Source organism: Rothia sp. HMSC068F09 (genome assembly GCF_001812775.1).
GTDB classification, from domain to species: Bacteria; Actinomycetota; Actinomycetes; order Actinomycetales; family Micrococcaceae; genus Rothia; species Rothia mucilaginosa_A.
This window is the reverse complement of record NZ_KV810419.1, coordinates 14,550-31,266: the sequence shown is the minus strand read 5'-3', so window position 1 is coordinate 31,266 and position 16,717 is coordinate 14,550. Positions and strand designations below refer to the sequence as shown.

The following is a 16,717-nucleotide window of genomic DNA, read 5'->3' as shown; positions in this document are numbered from 1 at the left end:
GTGCCCCTGCGTAGGCGCGGAGGAAATATGCGGCACCCCGCTTCCCTGTAGGAGCGATGGCGAATACCGTCTCCCTCTATGTCATCTGTTGAGGAGGGTTGGAGGTGCGTGTACCTTCCTGAAGTGACATCAGGGTGCCCGAAGCGAAGCGAGGACGGGTGCCCCTGTAGGAGCGAAGGAAGAGTACGGGCGCCTCCCTGCCCACGTCCAAAGCAGAGCAAATTAGCCCCAGAGGAACTGAATCGTACCCGCCGCAATAGATGCACCGTAAGCAACCGCAATGATGACGGCGGCGGCAATACTCACGTGCACGTCACGGCGCGAATACGAGGGCACGCGCGCCCAGGTGCGTTCGCCTGCACCGAAGCCGCGCGCCTCCATGGTGATGGCCAGGCGGGAGCCACGGCGGATGGCCTGCACGAGCAGGGCGAAGCTTTGTCCGCCGAAGGTTTGGGCGCGTCCGAGGAGGGATTGGCCCGCGCCGAGTCCGCGGGCGCGTCGTGCCTGGCCGAGGGCGTTCCACTCGGCGAAGAGGATGCCGACCAGGCGCAGCGCGGCGATGGTGGCGAGCACGAATCGTGCCGGCAGTTTGAAGGTCTGCGCGAGGGAGTCGCCGAGGTCGGTCGGGTCGGTGGTGAGCACGAACGCGAGGGTGGGCAGGACCATGGCGAGGGAACGGATCATCATGGCTGCACCGACGGCTGCGGAGCCGGTGGTGATGGTGTTGAAGCCGAGGTTGAGGATCACGTCGCCAGTTTTGGCGCTGAGCATGGCGACGGACCAGCCGGTGGTGATCACGGCGATGAGGATGGGCCAGAAGCGGGCGAGGACGTTGACGGGCCGGAACCCGACGAGGATGAATCCGAGCAGTTCGAGGGCGAAGAGGATTCCGGAGGTCATCGGGTCGCGCACGATGAGCGCGGCGATGATGAGGGCGAAGGAGACGACGAGCTTGACGCCGGCGTTGAGGCTACTGAAGTAGCTGGTTCGGTCGATGGTGCCGAAGAAGTCGGTATTCATGCGTTCTCCTTTCCGGGGATGGTGAGGGCAGGTAGGGTGATGGATTTGCCGCCGAGTGCGGCGGTGTAGTCTTCGTCGTGGGTGATGGAGATGACTGCGGTCCCATCGGCAAGGAGTTCGCGGATGAGGTCGACGAGTTCGGCCCAGGTGCGGGCGTCCTGCCCGAAGGTGGGCTCATCGAGAATGAGTATTCTCGGTGCGGTGGCGAGCGCGGAGGCGACCGAGAGTCGTCGTTTTTCGCCGCCGGAGAGGGTGAAGGGGTTGGCGTCGAGCAGGTGGCTGAGGCGCAGGCGGGCCGCCAGGTCGTCGGTGCGTGCGGCGAGCTCGTCTTCGTCGAGGGGAACGCGATTGAGCGCGGCGAGTCGGCGGGGGCCGAGCTCGAGCTCTTCGCGTACGGTTCCGCGGATGAATTGGTATTCGGGTTCTTGGAAGACGTAGCCGATGCGGCTGAGCATTTGGGCGGGGGTCCAGGTGGGCACGTCCCAGTGGGCGCGCTGGCTATTCTGGCCGCTGTTCCGGCCGGCGCCGTGGTCGCGGAGCGTGTCGGTGGCGGCGAGGGTGCCGTCGGGGGCGGTGAGCAGACCCGCGAGGGTGAGCGCGAGGGTTGATTTGCCGGCGCCGTTGGGGCCAAGCACGCTGAGGTGTTCGCCGGCGCGCAGGGTGAGGTTGATGCCGCCTCGCAGCACGGGCAGGTCGACGGGTACGGGTGCGGGGGTGTCGCCGAGGCGTTTGATGGTGCGGCGGCGTGCGCGTCGCTGCTTGGGGGTGGGTTGCGCGCGGGTAATGCTGAGGTTTTCGGCGCGGAGAAGCGCCTCGCCGGTTGCAGTATCGCCGCCCGCCGCTTCGCCGGTTGCAGTATCGCCGCCCGCAGTTTCCTCGGGTGCAGGCTGCGGTGCACGCGGCACGTAGTCGGGCACCCACACGCCGGCGTCGATGAGGTCCCGACGGGCTTCGGCGAGCACGGTTCCGGGCGCGCCGTCGTGGGTGATGGTTCCGCCCGCGCCGAGCACGATAATGCGGTCCATGTACGGCGCCCAGATGCTCACGCGGTGTTCCACGACGAGCAGGGTCGCGCCGGTCGCCTCCGCGGCGGCGAGGATGCTGTCGCGCACCTCCCGCACGCCGGCGGGGTCGAGGTTGGCGGTGGGCTCGTCGAGAATCATGGCGCCGGGGTGCATCGCGAGGATGCCCGCCAGGCCGAGGCGCTGCTTCTGTCCGCCGGACAGGGCGCTGCTGGGGTGGTCGAGGGGCAGGTGGCTGAGCCCGACCGCGGTGAGCGCCTCGGTGACGCGTCCCCAGATTTCCTCGCGGGGTACGCGCAGGTTTTCGGGGCCGAAGGCGGTGTCGTTCCCGATGGTTGCCATGACGATGGAGGATTCGGGGTCCTGCTGCATCATGCCGGCGGTGCCGCGCGCTTCTACGGGGTCTTGGCCGTTGAGGGTGATGGTCCCGCCTGCGGAGAGGCCGTCGTCATCGTGGAGCACACCGGCGATGGCGTGCAGGAGCGTCGACTTGCCGGCGCCGGAGGTGCCCAGCAGCAGGACTTTTTCACCGGGGTTGATGGTGAGGTTGAGCCCGTTGATGACCGGTTCTGGGCGGCCGGGGTGGTGCCAGCTGAAGTTGTTGAGCTCGATGCGCGCCCCGCGCGGTGTTGCTTCCATAATGCTTTCTTAGCCTAGTGTGCGGCTGCTGTAGTGTGCCGAGTGGTGACTCGTGGTGAGTGATTAGCTGGTGGCTAGTGGCTGGCGATTAGCGGCGGGTGTTGCCGGAAGCCAGCGAGGAGAGCACGCCGGTCTTGGCGAGGTTCTGCACGAGGATCCATGCCAGGAAGCCCGCGATGACTGCGCCGGAGACAACCGAGCAGACCACGTAGGTGATGGCCTTGACGGGCTCCATGTCGGGGTAGTAAATCAGGATTTCGCTACCGCCCATGAACAGGCCGCTGAGAGCACCGGCCAGAACGGCGATGGCGGCGTTCCAGCGACGGTAGCCGAAGGCGGCGAAGACGATTTCAGCGCCGATGCCCTGGATAATACCGGAGATTAGAATCTCGCCGCTCCACGCACCGCCGGTGAACAGCACCGAGATGAGCGCCGCAACGAGCTCGCAGAAGAGGGCAGCGCCGGGCTTGCGGATGAGCAGGCCGCCGAGGGTACCACCGAGCAGCCAGGCCCCGGCGATGAGCGGGCGCAGTTCGGGGGCCGCGACGAGCGCGGTCTTGGCGGCGGGGCTCACGGCGATATCCCAGATCCAGAAGATGATAGCGCAGGCTACGGCGATGACTGCGGCGATAACGATTTCGTTGACTCGCCAGCTCAGGCTGCCGCGGGGGGCCGGACGCTTGGGCGCGGTGGTGTGTGACATGTGGTTTTTCCTTCCGTCGTTGGAAGGGGAATGTCCTCGCCCTCTGCATGGGCGAGGGCACCGAGAAGATTCGACTCCCTACACCGGTACTAACCGGATCAGGTTCGAGGGTCTGCTGTGCACTCTCAGCGCCGCGGTGGCGCTCCCCTGTCGTTTGGGGTTCCTTGTCCGTACCGTTGTGGTGCGGGTGGGAACCCAGGTTCGATTGTAGGCTTGTCTGGATGTTCGTGCCAATTTGCCGCTTTTTGTTTCGTTCTTCTGCCCACATTACAGAATTGCACGGTGTACAATTTTGGGACGGAGAGGCTCCAAGGCGGCACGAACGCCTTAAACCCTATACGCTAGGGAGTGGCGCTCTTTTCTCACCCAACCCCGAAGGGGTTCACGGGCAGGACGCCGCATCGTATACAGCTAAGGAGATACACATGAACCCCGTCGCTAAGCTTGCTATTGCGGGTATCAACATGGGCGCTGCTGCCCTGGTTGGTAAGGGCCTGGGCGCAGCCTGGACCAAGGCAACCGGCAACCAGCCGCCCGCCATTTCCGCCGACTCTGAGGATACCCTGCGCCAGGTCATCCTCTGGACCGTCCTGACCTCCGTCGTGGGTGCCGTTGTCAGCTTCGGCATCGCCCGCGCGCAGCGTCGTTTCTTCAAGTAAAGACCATCCCTGAACGCTTCGTTCAGTGATGCGGGGCGGTGCGTACCCTCGCGGTGCGTACCGCCCGCGCTTTTCTAACGCGTACCAGCCTCCCGCAGCACCGGCCGATGCGACGCCGCTCGGCCATTTGAAAGCCCCCTCATGATGATTCGTTCCTCCCGCCAGCAGAAGCCTGCCCGTCCCGCCGTGGACCACGCTACGAGTCGCCGTTCGGTGACCGCGTGGGTCCTGTGGGATGTCGGTTCGTCGAGTTTCGACTCGATTATGATGACCTTCATCTTCACGGTCTACCTGACCAGCGGTTACTTCGGCACGCCCGAGCAGACCTCTTCGGCGCTGTCGCTGGGTCTGACGGTTGCGGGTTTCCTCATCGCTTTTCTCGCCCCGGTCACGGGCCAACGCAACGACAGGTCGGGCCGCGGCATCTTCTGGCTGGGTGTGAACACGGTCCTGCTCGTGGCGTTTATGGCGGCGTGCTTCTTCGTCGCCCCCGACCCGGGCTACCTGTGGTTGGGTGTGTTCCTGGTGTCTGCCGCGAGCGTGTTCAGCGAGTTCGCGTACGTGAACTACAACGCGGTGCTGCCGCGCGTTTCGAACCCGAATAATATCGGCAAGATTTCGGGCACCGGCTGGGCTGCCGGTTACATTGGCGGCATCCTCGCCCTGGCCGTGGTGCTGTGGGGCTTCGTGCTGTCCCCCTCGTCCCTGGGCTTGAGCGAGGAGGGGGCCCTCAACATCCGCGCGGTGACCCTGTTCGCCGCGGCCTGGTGCCTCATCTTCTGCGTGCCGCTGCTGATTCGGATGCGCACCCGCGAGCGCTTCCTGCCGGAGGTGCTGCCCACCCGCGAGCTGCGTTTCCTGGAGCTGGGCATGGAGCGTCTCTCCCCGGCTCGTCAGGGTAGCCTGCTCGCCTCCTACAAGGCGCTGTGGCGCACCATTAAGCGGCTGAAGATGACGTCCCCGCAGACCCTGTGGTTCCTGATTGCTTCGGCGGTGTTCCGTGATGGTCTGTCCGGTATTTTTACGTTCGGCGGTATTCTTGCGGCGGGCACGTTCGGTTTCAGCACTTCCGAGGTGATCCTGTTCGGTATTGCCGGTAGCGCTGTCGCGGCGGCTGGCGCGATCCTGGGCGGCTACCTGGATGACTACCTGGGCCCGAAGGCAATTATTGTTATCTCGCTGGTCGGCATTATCTTGGCGGCTACCCCGCTGATGTTCTTCCCCGAACCGGGCGTGTTCTGGGTATGCGCCCTGCTGCTGTGCCTGTTTGTGGGTCCGGCGCAGTCGGCCTCCCGCACGTTCCTGGCTCGCCTGGCCGAGCCCGGCACCGAGGGTGAGCTGTTCGGACTGTACTCGACGACCGGCCGCGCCACGAGCTTCCTGGCGCCGATGCTTTTTGGCCTGTTCGTGAGCATCCTGGGCGCCCAGATTTGGGGTGTTGTCGGCATCCTCGTGGTTGTGGTTGCGGGTCTGCTGATGCTGCTTCCTGTGGATGCACCCGGCCCCTTGCGGGTGCGGGCAAGCCGCCGCGAGAAGGTGAAGTCTTAGCCGCGGGCGGGACCTACCCGGGGATCCCCGCGGTCCCTCAGCGGGTATAGCGAAGGGGCGGGCAGAGTTAATCTGCCCGCCCCTTCGCTATGCGCCATCGGCGCTAGGGTACGCTCATCGAGCTACTCGGTCACCACATCGTCGTCTGCCTCGGCGGCCGTCTCGGTGGAGCCTTCCGAGGTCACCTCGCGGTTTTCCTCCGCCTCGTCCAGGACCTCTTCGCTGCCGGTTATCTGAGCCCAGGTCGCGTCGTCAATCAGCGGATCGTCAATCACGCGGACCCACAGCATCGCTCCCTGCGCCAGGGCGCTGACGTTCTCGTCGTACGCCTCCGCAGGCAGACCCTCAAAGATCTCAGCCAGACGCGCAAACAGGTCATCGTACGAAATGTCGCCCTCAGCCTGCAGCCAGCACTCAGCCGCAAATTCAGACAGCTCGTTCAACGCGGTGTCCTGCAGCAGCAGGAACGGGCCGTCCTCGCCCACGCGCACCGCAGAGGTTCCCGGCGCGCGGTCAATCACAATCGTACCGTTCAGGTACACGCCCGGCAGACGCTCCGGGTTCGTGTAGGTCAGCAGCGGCTCCACCTCGGATGCGCCCGGCAGCTCGCCGCCGGCCAGCAGTTCGCGCACCAGCGGCAGGGTGTCCTCAACCTCCGAGTACACCAGGCGCCACACGCCGCCGCAACGCTCCACCAGCTTGGCCAGCGACACGACGCCCTCGGGGTGCTTCGCCAGACCCGAGCTCTGCTCGCTCAGGAACACCAGCGCCTCGTGCAGCGGCACGCGTTCCAGGTGCGGCTCCTTGGCCTGCTCGTCACGCGAAATCAGCACGATGCGGGTCAGCTTGTAGCCGCGGTCCTCGGGGTCGACCACGTTCAGGCCGGCCTCGACCGGGTTCTGCTGTTCCTTCGGTGCGTTCGGGTCGACAATCACCGACAACGGCTTCGGGTAGGGGGTCACGAAACCTTCATCCGAGATGACGGCGGTCTCGTCCGTCAGGTACGCCAGCTTCGAGCCCAAGAAACGCGAGGCCGTGGTCTTGCCGCTACCCGAAACGCCCACCAGGGCCAGGGCTCGCTTCGACTCGGGGTCACCGATAACCGCCGAATGAAGCATCACGCCGCTACCCACCAGCTGCTCGATCATCGCAACGGTGATGCGGCTCGTCAGGTCCTGCAGGCCCTGCTCCACGCTATCCACGCGCAGCGTGCCAACCTTCATGAACGGGCCCATCAGGGGCTGGGCTATGTCCAGAATCGGGGTGTCAGATACGGGGTGCACCAGTAGCACCTGGTCGTGGTTCGAAACCGCCTCATACGCCTCGTCCGGGGTCTCAAAAAATTCGGGGTTCAGCGGCTCCCAGGCACGCTTAAAACCCTCGATAAAAGCCTCAGACTGGTCAATCAGGTAGACGGAAACCTCCGCGCCCGCCAGGCGCAGAACAACAGGAAGCAGATTCATAACAATCCTTCAAATGAGTGAGAGAATAGCCCCGCACGTGAGTGAACGCACGAGACGCCGGGCGTACGCCCATATGAGGAGGCGCGGGCGACCCAGCCAAGCAGGCCACCCGCGCCCCAACCCCAAACGGGAATAGACTACGACTCCGTCGGAATCATCGTCTGATGAAAATTCAAATAACTACGCGAAGCAGTCGGGCCACGCTGACCCTGGTAACGGTTACCGTACGCACCCGAACCGTACGGATGCTCGGTCGGGCTGCTCAGACGGAAGAAGCACAGCTGACCCACCTTCGAACCCGGCCACAGCATAATCGGCAGGGTGGCCATATTCGACAGTTCCAGCGTCACGTGGCCCGAAAAACCGGGGTCGATAAAACCGGCCGTCGAGTGGGTCAGCAGGCCCAGACGACCCAGCGAGGACTTACCCTCCAGGCGGGCGGCCACGTCATCGGGCAGGGTCACCTTCTCATACGTCGAGCCCAGCACGAACTCACCCGGATGCAGAATAAACGGCTCGTCGGGAGCCACCTCCACTAGACGCGTCAGGTCCTCCTGCGGCTGCGCGGGGTCGATATGCGGGTACTTGTGGTTATCGAACAGACGGAAGAAACGATCAATCCTCACGTCCACACTTGCAGGCTGAATCATCGACTCATCGAACGGATCAAGAACGATGCGTCCATCAGCAATCTCTTGACGAATATCGCGATCTGAAATAAGCACGTTTAAAGGATACCTGGCAGAGCCCGCAGACCGCAGGCTCGAGCCCGGCACGACCCGGGTGGTGCGTCACATTGGGCGGGGTGAAACATTTCACGAACCGGCACGGTACACGCTAGACTGGAGGGGATGCGGCTGTAGCTCAATGGTAGAGCGCACGCTTCCCAAGCCTGATACGCGGGTTCGATTCCCGTCAGCCGCTCTTCCAGAACCTCTCACTGAACGGTGAGGGGTTCTTCTTAAACCACGACGGGAATCGCTTCCAGGCGGAAATACATTCCCTCGCGCGCTCGGGATTTCCGCCTTCCAGCCCGTCAGCCGCTCCAATAGAACGTCACTCTGGATACAAAGGTTTCCGGCCCTGCCGAGAAGTGTCCGGAGTGGCGTTATCAACTTACCTGTCGTAGTTCCGCCGTGAGTCTATTGCTTCCTGTGCTGCGAAAGTAGCGTTCAGTGCTCGTGGAAAGCCGCAGTACACTGAGGCGTGCAGGATAGCTTCCTGAATTTCCTCTTCGGAAATCCCGACATTGAGTGCCGCTCCAACATGAACTTTAAGTTGAGGTTCGCATCCGCCTAATGCAGTCAATACGCCAATGGTTACTAGCTGGCGACTGCGTGCATCCAGACCGGGCCTATCGTAAATATCCCCGAAAGCAAATGCGGCGATGTGGTGTCCTAAAGCAGGGTTTGACGTGGAAAGTGATTCGATAACACTCTGACCAGCGTCTCCATCGATACGGGAGAGAACCTGCAATCCAAGATCACGACGTCGCTGATTATCGACGGAATCAATATCGTACTGATCACTCATTGTGGACGGGAACCTTTCTGATACATTGCTATCTTGAATTCGGTAGCTACCAGCGATAACTGAAGATCCTCTATTCGTTGCCGAAGGATGTCGCGATGCTCCAGCATCAAATCAAGACGCTCCTGAACTGTTTCTGCACCTTGTTCAACCAAGGAGATGTAATGCTGGAGTTGGGTAATCGACATTCCAGAGACCCTCATTCGGGTAATAAAAACCAAACGCCGTACAGCCGCAGCATCGTAAAGCCGATAGCCGGATGCGTCGCGCCCTACTTTCACCAGCCCTGCGCGTTCGTAATAGCGCAGCGCATGTGCGCTGATTCCCAAATACTCGGCAGTGGTAGCGATATCCCACTGAGTGTTCTCGTCATCTCTGATCAGGTCGCGCAATGCCGCAGTATTTAGCCCTCCGGGTGGATCGATCGCGAGCCTAAGGGCTTGCTCTAACCGTTCTTCCAACATGTCAATTACACTAAACCTTTGAGTGCGCTCGAAGGCAAACTGCTATGGTGCTTCACGTTCTATGACCTGGGATAGGTGTGGCTGATGTTGGCAAGGTAGCCGTTCAGGAACGGTACGGTAGCGGTTGGTCAAGTCCTGTGGAGTGGTGTAATCGTTTTGTGTCCTTCGGAGTGGGTTATGCGCTGAGTTGGAGTGGGGGTTCCTCCTGTTGGGTGGGTTGGGGTGTGAGTCGTGATTTGGTGAGGATGTCGAGGCTGAGGTAGCGTCGGCCTTCGGCCCATTCGTCGTTTTGTTCGGCTAGGACGGCTCCGACCAGGCGGATGATGGCCTGGCGGTTGGGGAAGAAGACCTGGTCCGTCCCCCCATAGGAGCGAAGGAAGTGCGTAGCGCGCCTAACCGTAAAGGAAAGCGGTATCGCCCGTAGTGACATCAGGGTGCCCGAAGCGTAGCGAGGGCGGGTCCCCTGCAGGAACGAGGGCGTATGCCGCTTTCCGCTTAACTCATAGAGCTTAACTCGTAGAGACAATTCCCCATGTGCAGGGCGTAAAATCTTCTGTAACGGTTTTCCCCAATCACCTCACTCAAGGATTCCCATGCTCACTTTCCCCACCGTGCCCCTGGTTCTGTGCACGGCCCTCATCGCTCTCACCCTACTCATCAGTGGTATTGCGAAGGCGAAGGACCCGCAGAGCACCGTCACCGGCATCGAAAACCTCGGCCTGCAGAAGATTGCGCCGGCCCGTGCCGTGTCGCTTATCCTGCCGTGGTTCGAGATTGCCCTAGCCGCCGTCCTGTTGCTGTCGCCCGTGCGGCTGCCCGCCGTGATCGCCTCGGGCCTGGCTCTGGTCCTGATGATTTTCTACACGGTGGTGATTGCCCGCGCCCTGGCGACGGGACGCACTGCGGGCTGCAATTGTTTCGGTTCTGAGTCGACGGCCCCGGTCAGTCGCTACACACTTTTCCGCAATCTGTCGCTGCTGGTAGCTGCGGCGGGTACCCATGCGGCGGCCCTGGCCGGCGGCGCAGGTGTGCTCTTCACGCTGTTCTCACTGGATGCCTCCGGCTGGCTCTGGGCGGGCGGGGCCGCCCTCATCGCGGCAACCCTGGAAGCGGTACGCCGCGGCGACGCCCTGGGTGCGGCGGATGAGCGTCCGCAGGTTATCCTGCCCGAGCCGGTGTACGACGAGAACGGCGAGGAGCTGTACGTGCGCATGCCCATCCCGCTGGGCGCCCTCTATCTTGAGGATGGCCGCCGCACGACCATGCGCGAGATTGCGAAGACTCAAGCGCGCGTGCTTGTGTTCGTCTCGGCGACCTGCGGTGGTTGCGTCAAGTTCCTGAAGACTATGCCGCAGTGGCAGGAGCGTCTGCCGCAGGTGGCCCTGCACCCGGTGTACTCCTCCCTGGAGTCGCTGAATAAGTCGCGCAATAACGGTAGTTTTCCCGAGGGCCTGACCCCGCTGATTGACCGTGAGTCGGCGAGCGCGGCGAACTTCGGTTACGGCGTGCCGCTGGCCGTCGTGCTGGGCTCTGACGGCCTGATGGCCGGAGGCCCGGCGGTTGGTCTCGAGGAGGTCGAGGCGCTGATGGGCGATATCGAGGAACAGTTCGCCGAGGCTGCTCGTCTGGCTGAGGAGGAGCGCCAGGAGCAGATGCGTAAGGCGTTTGCAGCGGGTCCGTCGAATGTTGAGGGCGACCACCTCTAAACACGCTCCTATCGTCCAGCCCCTGTAGCGCCTCTGTAGCGCTTCCGATAGCCCCGTCCGGCTCTTACTGCCCTTACCGGCAGGTGCCGGGTGGGGCTATGCTAGTACGTAGCGCACACACCGCTTATATGCCGCGGTCACCTTGCCTGGTGGCGGTTGGCGCATCCTCAACCCTGTCAAAGGAGTATTTATGGCAATGCTGAGTTTCAACGCGCCGGGCGAGCGCGAGAAGTCCCTGTGGCTCGTCAAGAAGGAGACCAACCCGAATCACTCGCAGTGGTACATCGACCGCTTCAAGGCCATGGAGGCCGAGGGCAACGATATGGCCGGTGAGTCCCGCATGGTGAACGCCCTGGCGTCGCGCGGCGCGAAGATTCTGGACGCGGGCTCGGGTCCGGGCCGTGTGGGCAAGCAGCTGCACGCCCTGGGCCACCGCGTGACCGGCGTTGACATTGATCCCGAGCTCATCGAAGAGGCACGCCGCGTCTGCCCGGATGCCACCTGGATTACCGCCGACCTGGTGGATCTGCCGGAGGTGCTGGGCATCGAGGGTGACGCCACCGCGGAGAACGGTTTCGAGCTTCTGGTGTGTGCCGGTAACGTGATGGGTTTCCTCGCCCGTTCGACCCGTAAGCCGGTGGTGGAGAACTTCCGCCGCGTGTTGGCACCGGGCGGCCGTGCGGTGGTGGGTTACGGCTCCGGTCCGGGCCGCGATTACGCGTTCGAGCAGTTCCTGGCCGATGCCCGCGAGGTCGGCCTGAACGTCGATAACACCTACTCCTCGTGGCAGTTGCACCCCTATCAGGAGGGCTCCTCAGAGTTCCTGGTGGCGGTGCTCTCCCGCCCCGAGAACTAGGCTCAGCTTTAAGAGCTAGGCAAGGCTCGCAAAAGGCCCGGTGCCTCCCCCATTGCGGGGTGGGTGCCGGGCCTTTACGCGTCTGCCGAGGGGCGCATCCGCCTAGTGGATCATGTAGATGTTGCGGGCGATCTCTTCGGGCAGGAAGGAGGCCGCGAAGAGGATGACCACGACGATGACCGCGAGGATGGTCAGCAGGCTGGACCGCCAGCCGGGGTGTAGCTCGTTGAAGGTGATGAGGCCCTTGTGTTCCTTGTCCATGCTGATGACGTTGATCTGCTTGTAGATGGTGGTTTTGGCCGAGAGCTTCGACGAAACCTCACGCATGGTTTTGCCGTCCCAGACTCGCCCGTCGAGACGCATGAGCTGCTTGCCGTCCTTGTCGACGGCCCACATGGCGGGGAAGCTGCGGTAGCGGATGCGTCCGGCCATGGTTTTGAGGTTTTGGCCGTAGGCCTTCTTAGGGTAGAGCTTCTCCGCGAAGATGGTGTGGCTGATGTCGGCGCGGGGTACGGCGAACCACCCGAAGGTGCGGGCACGTAGCACGTGGGTCTTGGTGATGACGATAATGGTCGGCTTGAGCACCGAGTAGAGGTTGATGCCGGCGATAGTGCCGATGAGCAGCACAAGAATGGTGTACGGCAGCGCGGGTCGTTTGTAGAAGATGAAGGCGAGCGCGGCGACAAGCACGATGGTGCCGGGGATGGACGCCTCGATGCGCCTGCCGTAGGAGCGCATGCGGGGGTGGAATAGTTCGTGGACTTCGCCGTATTTGGCGGGTACTTCGTGAGCGCGTTCTGCCATACACTCCACTTTAGTGTGTGGTCGTCGTGAATCCTAGCCGGACTACCTGCGTTACCCTGGTTCTATGCGTAATTTTTCTCCTGTGGAACGGGTTCTGGCCCTGTGGATGATCGGTGTTGTGGTGGCGGCCTCGATTGCGGCGGCAGCACTGATTATGACGAATAAGCTGGTGTACGGCCCGACCGGCCAGGTGCGGGAGTATTTCCATGCCCTGCGCGTGGGGAACGGTTCGCATGCGCGCGGCCTGCTGAACGCCCAGATTCCTGCCGGGGATGCGGCACTGCTGGACGGCGAGGCGCTGAAGCGTTCGGTCGCCTCGATGTCGCGGGTGGATTACGAGGTTGTTGAGACGAGCGAGGACGGCCGACAGGCGACGGTGCGCGCGTCCTACACTCTGGACGGGCAGCCGCAGCACACGGATTTCCATCTGCATCACTCGGGTACGCACTGGGGCTTTTTCGACAAGTGGGCTATCGATGGCGATACCCTGCCTACGGTGAAGGTGAATATTCAGGGCGTGGAGGCCGCGACGATTAATAACCGTAAGGTCGCGGTGGACGAGGGCGAGGCGACGTTCCCGGTGTTCTACCCGGGTACGTACGCTGTCTCGTACGATTCGACGGTGTACACGGCTCAGAAGGTGACGGAGACGGTCACGAATAATCAGGGTGAGCACGTGGCGCGCGTCGATTTGAAGCCGAGCGATAACGCGTTGGCTTCGGTTAAGGAGCAGATTAACGACCATCTGCAGAAGTGCGCGGCCCAGAACGCACTGTACCCGACGGGTTGCCCGTTTGAGTACAGCTTCGGCGGCCGCGTGGATTCGACGGTTCAGTGGACCGTTGAGAAGGTCGCGGATCCGCAGGTGAGCGTGAATGCCTCGGGTGTGTGGTCGGTGCAGCCGATGAAGGGCACGGTGAAGGTGTCGTTTACGCAGCTGGATCTGTACACGGGTGCGCGCTCGCGGGTACAGAAGGAGATTCCGTTTACACTGAAGGCCTCGGTGGAGGCGGACGCGAAGGCGGTGCACGTCACCTTCTAAAACCGCTGAGCTGCGCGAGAGCCAGTATGCTCTGAACGCGACATCAGGGTGTCCGAGCGAAGCGAGGACGGGTTCCCCTGTAGGAGCGAAGAGCATACTGGCTCGTAGTTTATAAGGGTTGAGAAAGGGCCGGTGTTATCCGTAGCGACATCAGGGTGCCCGAGCGAAGCGAGGACGGGTGCCCCTGTAGGAGCGAGGATGGCCCGGCCCTTTCGCGTCCCACAATCCTAAAAGTACGAAGGGAACCGGCACTATCCGTAGCGGTATCAGGTCGGCACAACAGAAATAGGGTCAGTATTATCCGTAGCGACATCAGGGTGCCCGAGCGAAGCGAGGACGGGTGCCCCTGTAGGAGCGAGGATAATACTGACCCTTGATTCTTTTATAGATCCCTAGTTGATACCGCGCAGGTCCAGGACGAGTTCGCTTTCGTCTGCCTCGTCACCGGTCACGACGACGGGAATACCCCAGTCCTGCTGGTAGAGGTGGCACGCTGCGTGCTCGGGGATGTCACCATCGGGGGTGCCGTCGCAGGCGGCGGCGCGGGCGGTGATGTGCAGGACTGCCTCGGTAATCTCGGGGTTGAGCACGAGGGTGCGGGTCAGTCCGGTGGAGGTGCCGGCGCCTTCCAGGATGAAGTTCTCGGGGGTGGAGGAGATCTTCAGCTGGGTGGGGTCGCCCCAGCGGGTGTCGAGCTTCTGGCCGGTGGGCACAGTGAATCGTGAGACGAATTCGAGGGTGCCGCCGGTGAGCTTGGTGGAGGGGCGCGCGGTGGTGATAGCGCCTTCGTCAACGTGCTGTGCCTTCGCGGGAATGGAGGCGCGCACGAGCTGGTGCGCGTTGGTTTCCACGATGATGAGGCGCGGGTCCTCGCCGGGTACCTCTTCGACGAGCAGGTCGGAGGGTTCGTCGAGGCCGCGTTCGAGGGTGCCGAGCGTGCCGGTGACCGGGTCCCAGCGGCGGATAGCGCCGTTGTAGGTGTCGGCGACGGCGATGGAGCCGTCGGGCAGTTCGGTCAGGCCGAGGGGGTGCTGCATGCGGGCGGTGTCGGAGTCGCCGTCGACGAAGCCGAAGTCGAACAGGCCCTTGCCGACTGCGGAGGTGACCTGTACGCCGTCCTCGGTGAAGGTGACGTGGCGCAGGCCGCTGGTTTCGGAGCATGCGACCCAGAGGCTGCCGTCGCGTGCTTCGATAATGCCGGAGGGCTGGGCGAACCAGGCTTCGGTGGCGGGGCCGTCGGCGAGACCCTCCACGCCGGAACCGGCGAAGATGCTGAGGGCGCCGGTGACGGGTTCGTAGCCGAAGAGCTGGTGGGTACCTGCCATGGCGATGATGAACTGGCCGGCTTCGCGGGAGTAGACCGCATCCCAGGGAGAGGAGAGCGCAATCTCGGTGGCGGGCACACCGGAGGGGATGTGGTTGGGGTCGCCGGTGACGGCGTTGTCACCGTCGATGACGCGCTGCACGCCGTTGCCTGCGAGGGTGCGTACTTCGCCGGTGCGCAGGTTGAGGGCGCGCAGGCGGTGGTTGACGGTGTCGGCGACGAGCACGTCGTAGCCGAGCTGCTCGCGCAGGTTCTCGGGTACGAGGGCGAGACCGGCGGGTTCGTTGAAGCGTGCTTCGGTGCCGGTGCCGTCGACGTGGCCCTTGACGGGGTGGTTCACGGGGTCGTCGCCGCCGCCGTAGGTGTTGATGACGGTGTTGAGGTCGGCGGCTACCTGCAGGATGCGGTGGCGCGCGCTGTCGGCGACGAGGTAGGTGCGCTCGCGGTTGCCGAAGAGGTTTGCGGGGCCGAATTCGGCGGGCAGTTCGATGGCTTTGCCGGGGAAGGCGTAGGTGCCGGCTGCCTTGGGGCGGGGCACGTAGGGGCCGTCGCCGCGGTGCAGGGTACCCTTCGCTTCGTGTTCGGCGACGAGTTCGCGTACGAGGGAAGTGAGGCCCTGCACGTGGCCTTCGCCGGAGAGGTGGGCGACGATGTAGCCTTCGGGGTCGACGACGACGAGGGTGGGCCATGCGCGGGCGGTGTATGCCTGCCAGGTGGTCAGTTCGGGGTCGTCGAGTACGGGGTGGGTGATGTGGTAGCGGTCGACGGCCGCGGCGAGCGCTACGGGGTCGGCTTCGTGCTCGAACTTGGGGCTGTGCACGCCGACGGTGACGAGCACGTCGGAGAATTCTTCTTCGAGGGGGCGCAGCTCGTCGAGCACGTGCAGGCAGTTGATGCAGCAGAGGGTCCAGAAGTCGAGAATAACGATTTTGCCGCGCAGATCCTGTAGGGTGAGGTTCTTGTCGCCGGTGTTGAGCCAGGCTCGGCCTTCGAGTTCGCTGGCACGCACGCGTACGGTGCGGTTGGTGTTCTCGCTCATGGGTTCTCTCTCCTGTTGGGTGCGCCGTGTGTGGGCGCGATGGTTTGCTGTCCCCATTATGCCAGCGTGGTTGGGGTGGTTCGCCGGGAGTTGAGCTTTGTGACTTGGGGGCTTAACGACCCGTCATATTCCGTCACATTCCACCCTGGTAAGAGCTATCGGGAGCTACCGGGTCCCCCCCCTTCCCCGACCTGAAAGGACGCCGGCAGATATAAATCGGTCCGTGCACATCCAAAACGGATGCGCACGGACCGAGACGCTCGAGGCTTTTTACTTCGTGCCCACAACCGTGCCAAGCTTCTTCGGCTTTACAGGTTTTTGGGGGACGCTCGCGAAACCTTCCACTTGGGCGGGGACTTCGGGGGTTTTCAGCGAGGTAATGATGTCCTCGGATACATCGCCCTGATGGTAGGCAATGTTGGTGTTACCGCTCGCCTTGACTGCGATACGTTCACCGTCCGGCATTACCCTGACCCAGGCCCCATCGGAGTACGTTAGTTCTAGCTCACCGTTAGGCCTCAGACGGCTCCAGTTCCCGTCATGCTGGTGGAAGATGATGTACTCATTGTTCTTCCCCACGACCATAGCAAGCTTGTCTTTTTCTAAGATGTAGGTCTTACCATCGGCGTTTTCGCCCTTCACAACGGCGGGGTCCTTCTCAGCCTCGGCAATTTTTTGGTAGTACGTTTCGTAGTGTTTCCTGGCCTTGTACTGCATCTCGTCAGCCCCTACCGCTGAGGATGCTCCCTGCGTTGTGTCGCTGCTAGCGGTTGCCCTGCCAGAAGCGCTCGAAGTAGGTTTAGATGAGGGGCTAGATGAGCTCTCGCTACGTGCAGAGGGCGAAGCAGAAGACGAGGCGGAGGGTGAAGCGGAGGCGCTTGCCGATGCGGAATCACGG

The 16,717-nt window shown here is 63.0% G+C and carries 15 protein-coding genes, 1 tRNA gene, 1 pseudogene and 1 riboswitch; of the genes and pseudogenes, 6 read left to right on the top strand and 11 right to left on the bottom strand.

The window, feature by feature from the left end; genetic code table 11:
• Nucleotides 1-222: 222 nt before the first annotated feature.
• The 3 genes from HMPREF2874_RS02395 to HMPREF2874_RS02385 form a co-directional block, all read right to left on the bottom strand.
• Nucleotides 223-1,020: an energy-coupling factor transporter transmembrane component T family protein gene (locus tag HMPREF2874_RS02395; RefSeq protein ID WP_070648820.1), complete on the bottom strand. Its 798-nt coding sequence runs from the start codon at nucleotides 1,018-1,020 to the stop codon at nucleotides 223-225.
• Complete coding sequence (locus HMPREF2874_RS02390) at nucleotides 1,017-2,681, bottom strand: ABC transporter ATP-binding protein (RefSeq protein WP_070648819.1); 1,665 nt, start codon at nucleotides 2,679-2,681, stop codon at nucleotides 1,017-1,019. The genes HMPREF2874_RS02395 and HMPREF2874_RS02390 overlap by 4 nt, the downstream gene beginning before the upstream one ends.
• Before the next feature lie 88 nt (nucleotides 2,682-2,769).
• The gene (locus HMPREF2874_RS02385; RefSeq protein WP_070648818.1) at nucleotides 2,770-3,384 is read right to left on the bottom strand and encodes an ECF transporter S component; all 615 of its coding nucleotides are present in this window, start codon (nucleotides 3,382-3,384) and stop codon (nucleotides 2,770-2,772) included.
• A 58-nt stretch (nucleotides 3,385-3,442) separates the two neighbouring features.
• Nucleotides 3,443-3,543: riboswitch (TPP riboswitch) on the bottom strand.
• 266 nt (nucleotides 3,544-3,809) lie between these two features.
• Between HMPREF2874_RS02385 and HMPREF2874_RS02380 the strand changes: the two genes are divergently transcribed.
• Both HMPREF2874_RS02380 and HMPREF2874_RS02375 read left to right on the top strand, forming a co-directional pair.
• Nucleotides 3,810-4,043 carry a DUF4235 domain-containing protein gene (locus HMPREF2874_RS02380; RefSeq protein WP_070648817.1) on the top strand — a complete coding sequence of 78 codons (234 nt, stop codon included), beginning with the start codon at nucleotides 3,810-3,812 and terminating at the stop codon, nucleotides 4,041-4,043.
• A 141-nt stretch (nucleotides 4,044-4,184) separates the two neighbouring features.
• Nucleotides 4,185-5,591, top strand: coding sequence for an MFS transporter (locus tag HMPREF2874_RS02375; RefSeq protein WP_070648816.1), 1,407 nt, complete (start codon nucleotides 4,185-4,187; stop codon nucleotides 5,589-5,591).
• A 122-nt stretch (nucleotides 5,592-5,713) separates the two neighbouring features.
• Here HMPREF2874_RS02375 and HMPREF2874_RS02370 read toward each other — a convergent pair whose 3' ends face one another.
• Both HMPREF2874_RS02370 and dcd read right to left on the bottom strand, forming a co-directional pair.
• Nucleotides 5,714-7,054 carry a P-loop NTPase family protein gene (locus tag HMPREF2874_RS02370; RefSeq protein WP_070648815.1) on the bottom strand — a complete coding sequence of 447 codons (1,341 nt, stop codon included), beginning with the start codon at nucleotides 7,052-7,054 and terminating at the stop codon, nucleotides 5,714-5,716.
• Nucleotides 7,055-7,191: 137 nt separating this feature from the next.
• Nucleotides 7,192-7,779: a dCTP deaminase gene (gene dcd / locus HMPREF2874_RS02365; protein WP_070604442.1), complete on the bottom strand. Its 588-nt coding sequence runs from the start codon at nucleotides 7,777-7,779 to the stop codon at nucleotides 7,192-7,194.
• 128 nt (nucleotides 7,780-7,907) lie between these two features.
• On the opposite strand from dcd, the gene HMPREF2874_RS02360 reads away from it, so the two are divergent.
• Nucleotides 7,908-7,978, top strand: a tRNA-Gly gene (locus HMPREF2874_RS02360).
• A 192-nt stretch (nucleotides 7,979-8,170) separates the two neighbouring features.
• Here HMPREF2874_RS02360 and HMPREF2874_RS08975 read toward each other — a convergent pair.
• The 3 genes and pseudogenes from HMPREF2874_RS08975 to HMPREF2874_RS02350 all read right to left on the bottom strand — a co-directional run.
• Complete coding sequence (locus HMPREF2874_RS08975) at nucleotides 8,171-8,587, bottom strand: carboxymuconolactone decarboxylase family protein (protein ID WP_049357953.1); 417 nt, start codon at nucleotides 8,585-8,587, stop codon at nucleotides 8,171-8,173.
• Nucleotides 8,584-9,048, bottom strand: coding sequence for a MerR family transcriptional regulator (locus HMPREF2874_RS02355; protein ID WP_070648814.1), 465 nt, complete (start codon nucleotides 9,046-9,048; stop codon nucleotides 8,584-8,586). The genes HMPREF2874_RS08975 and HMPREF2874_RS02355 overlap by 4 nt, the downstream gene beginning before the upstream one ends.
• A 175-nt stretch (nucleotides 9,049-9,223) precedes the next feature.
• Nucleotides 9,224-9,406: pseudogene (locus HMPREF2874_RS02350) on the bottom strand (transposase); the annotation flags it as partial.
• Between the two features lie 235 nt (nucleotides 9,407-9,641).
• Here HMPREF2874_RS02350 and HMPREF2874_RS02345 point away from each other — a divergent pair.
• Together HMPREF2874_RS02345 and HMPREF2874_RS02340 are read left to right on the top strand one after the other, a co-directional pair.
• Nucleotides 9,642-10,754 carry a MauE/DoxX family redox-associated membrane protein gene (locus tag HMPREF2874_RS02345; protein ID WP_070648812.1) on the top strand — a complete coding sequence of 371 codons (1,113 nt, stop codon included), beginning with the start codon at nucleotides 9,642-9,644 and terminating at the stop codon, nucleotides 10,752-10,754.
• 190 nt (nucleotides 10,755-10,944) lie between these two features.
• Nucleotides 10,945-11,610, top strand: a complete 666-nt coding sequence (locus HMPREF2874_RS02340; RefSeq protein WP_049342883.1) for a class I SAM-dependent methyltransferase — start codon at nucleotides 10,945-10,947, stop codon at nucleotides 11,608-11,610.
• 102 nt (nucleotides 11,611-11,712) lie between these two features.
• Here the strand turns inward: HMPREF2874_RS02340 and HMPREF2874_RS02335 are convergent, their stop codons facing one another.
• Nucleotides 11,713-12,414 (bottom strand): hypothetical protein, encoded by a 702-nt coding sequence (locus HMPREF2874_RS02335; protein ID WP_049342882.1) that lies wholly within the window; start codon nucleotides 12,412-12,414, stop codon nucleotides 11,713-11,715.
• 64 nt (nucleotides 12,415-12,478) lie between these two features.
• On the opposite strand from HMPREF2874_RS02335, the gene HMPREF2874_RS02330 reads away from it, so the two are divergent.
• On the top strand, nucleotides 12,479-13,456 hold the full coding sequence (locus tag HMPREF2874_RS02330; RefSeq protein ID WP_070648811.1) for a zinc ribbon domain-containing protein: 978 nt from the start codon (nucleotides 12,479-12,481) through the stop codon (nucleotides 13,454-13,456).
• 392 nt (nucleotides 13,457-13,848) lie between these two features.
• Here the strand turns inward: HMPREF2874_RS02330 and HMPREF2874_RS02325 are convergent, their stop codons facing one another.
• Together HMPREF2874_RS02325 and HMPREF2874_RS02320 are read right to left on the bottom strand one after the other, a co-directional pair.
• Nucleotides 13,849-15,819 (bottom strand): NHL domain-containing thioredoxin family protein, encoded by a 1,971-nt coding sequence (locus tag HMPREF2874_RS02325; RefSeq protein ID WP_070648810.1) that lies wholly within the window; start codon nucleotides 15,817-15,819, stop codon nucleotides 13,849-13,851.
• 270 nt (nucleotides 15,820-16,089) lie between these two features.
• Nucleotides 16,090-16,536: a hypothetical protein gene (locus tag HMPREF2874_RS02320; protein ID WP_049334034.1), complete on the bottom strand. Its 447-nt coding sequence runs from the start codon at nucleotides 16,534-16,536 to the stop codon at nucleotides 16,090-16,092.
• Between the last annotated feature and the right edge of the window lie 181 nt (nucleotides 16,537-16,717).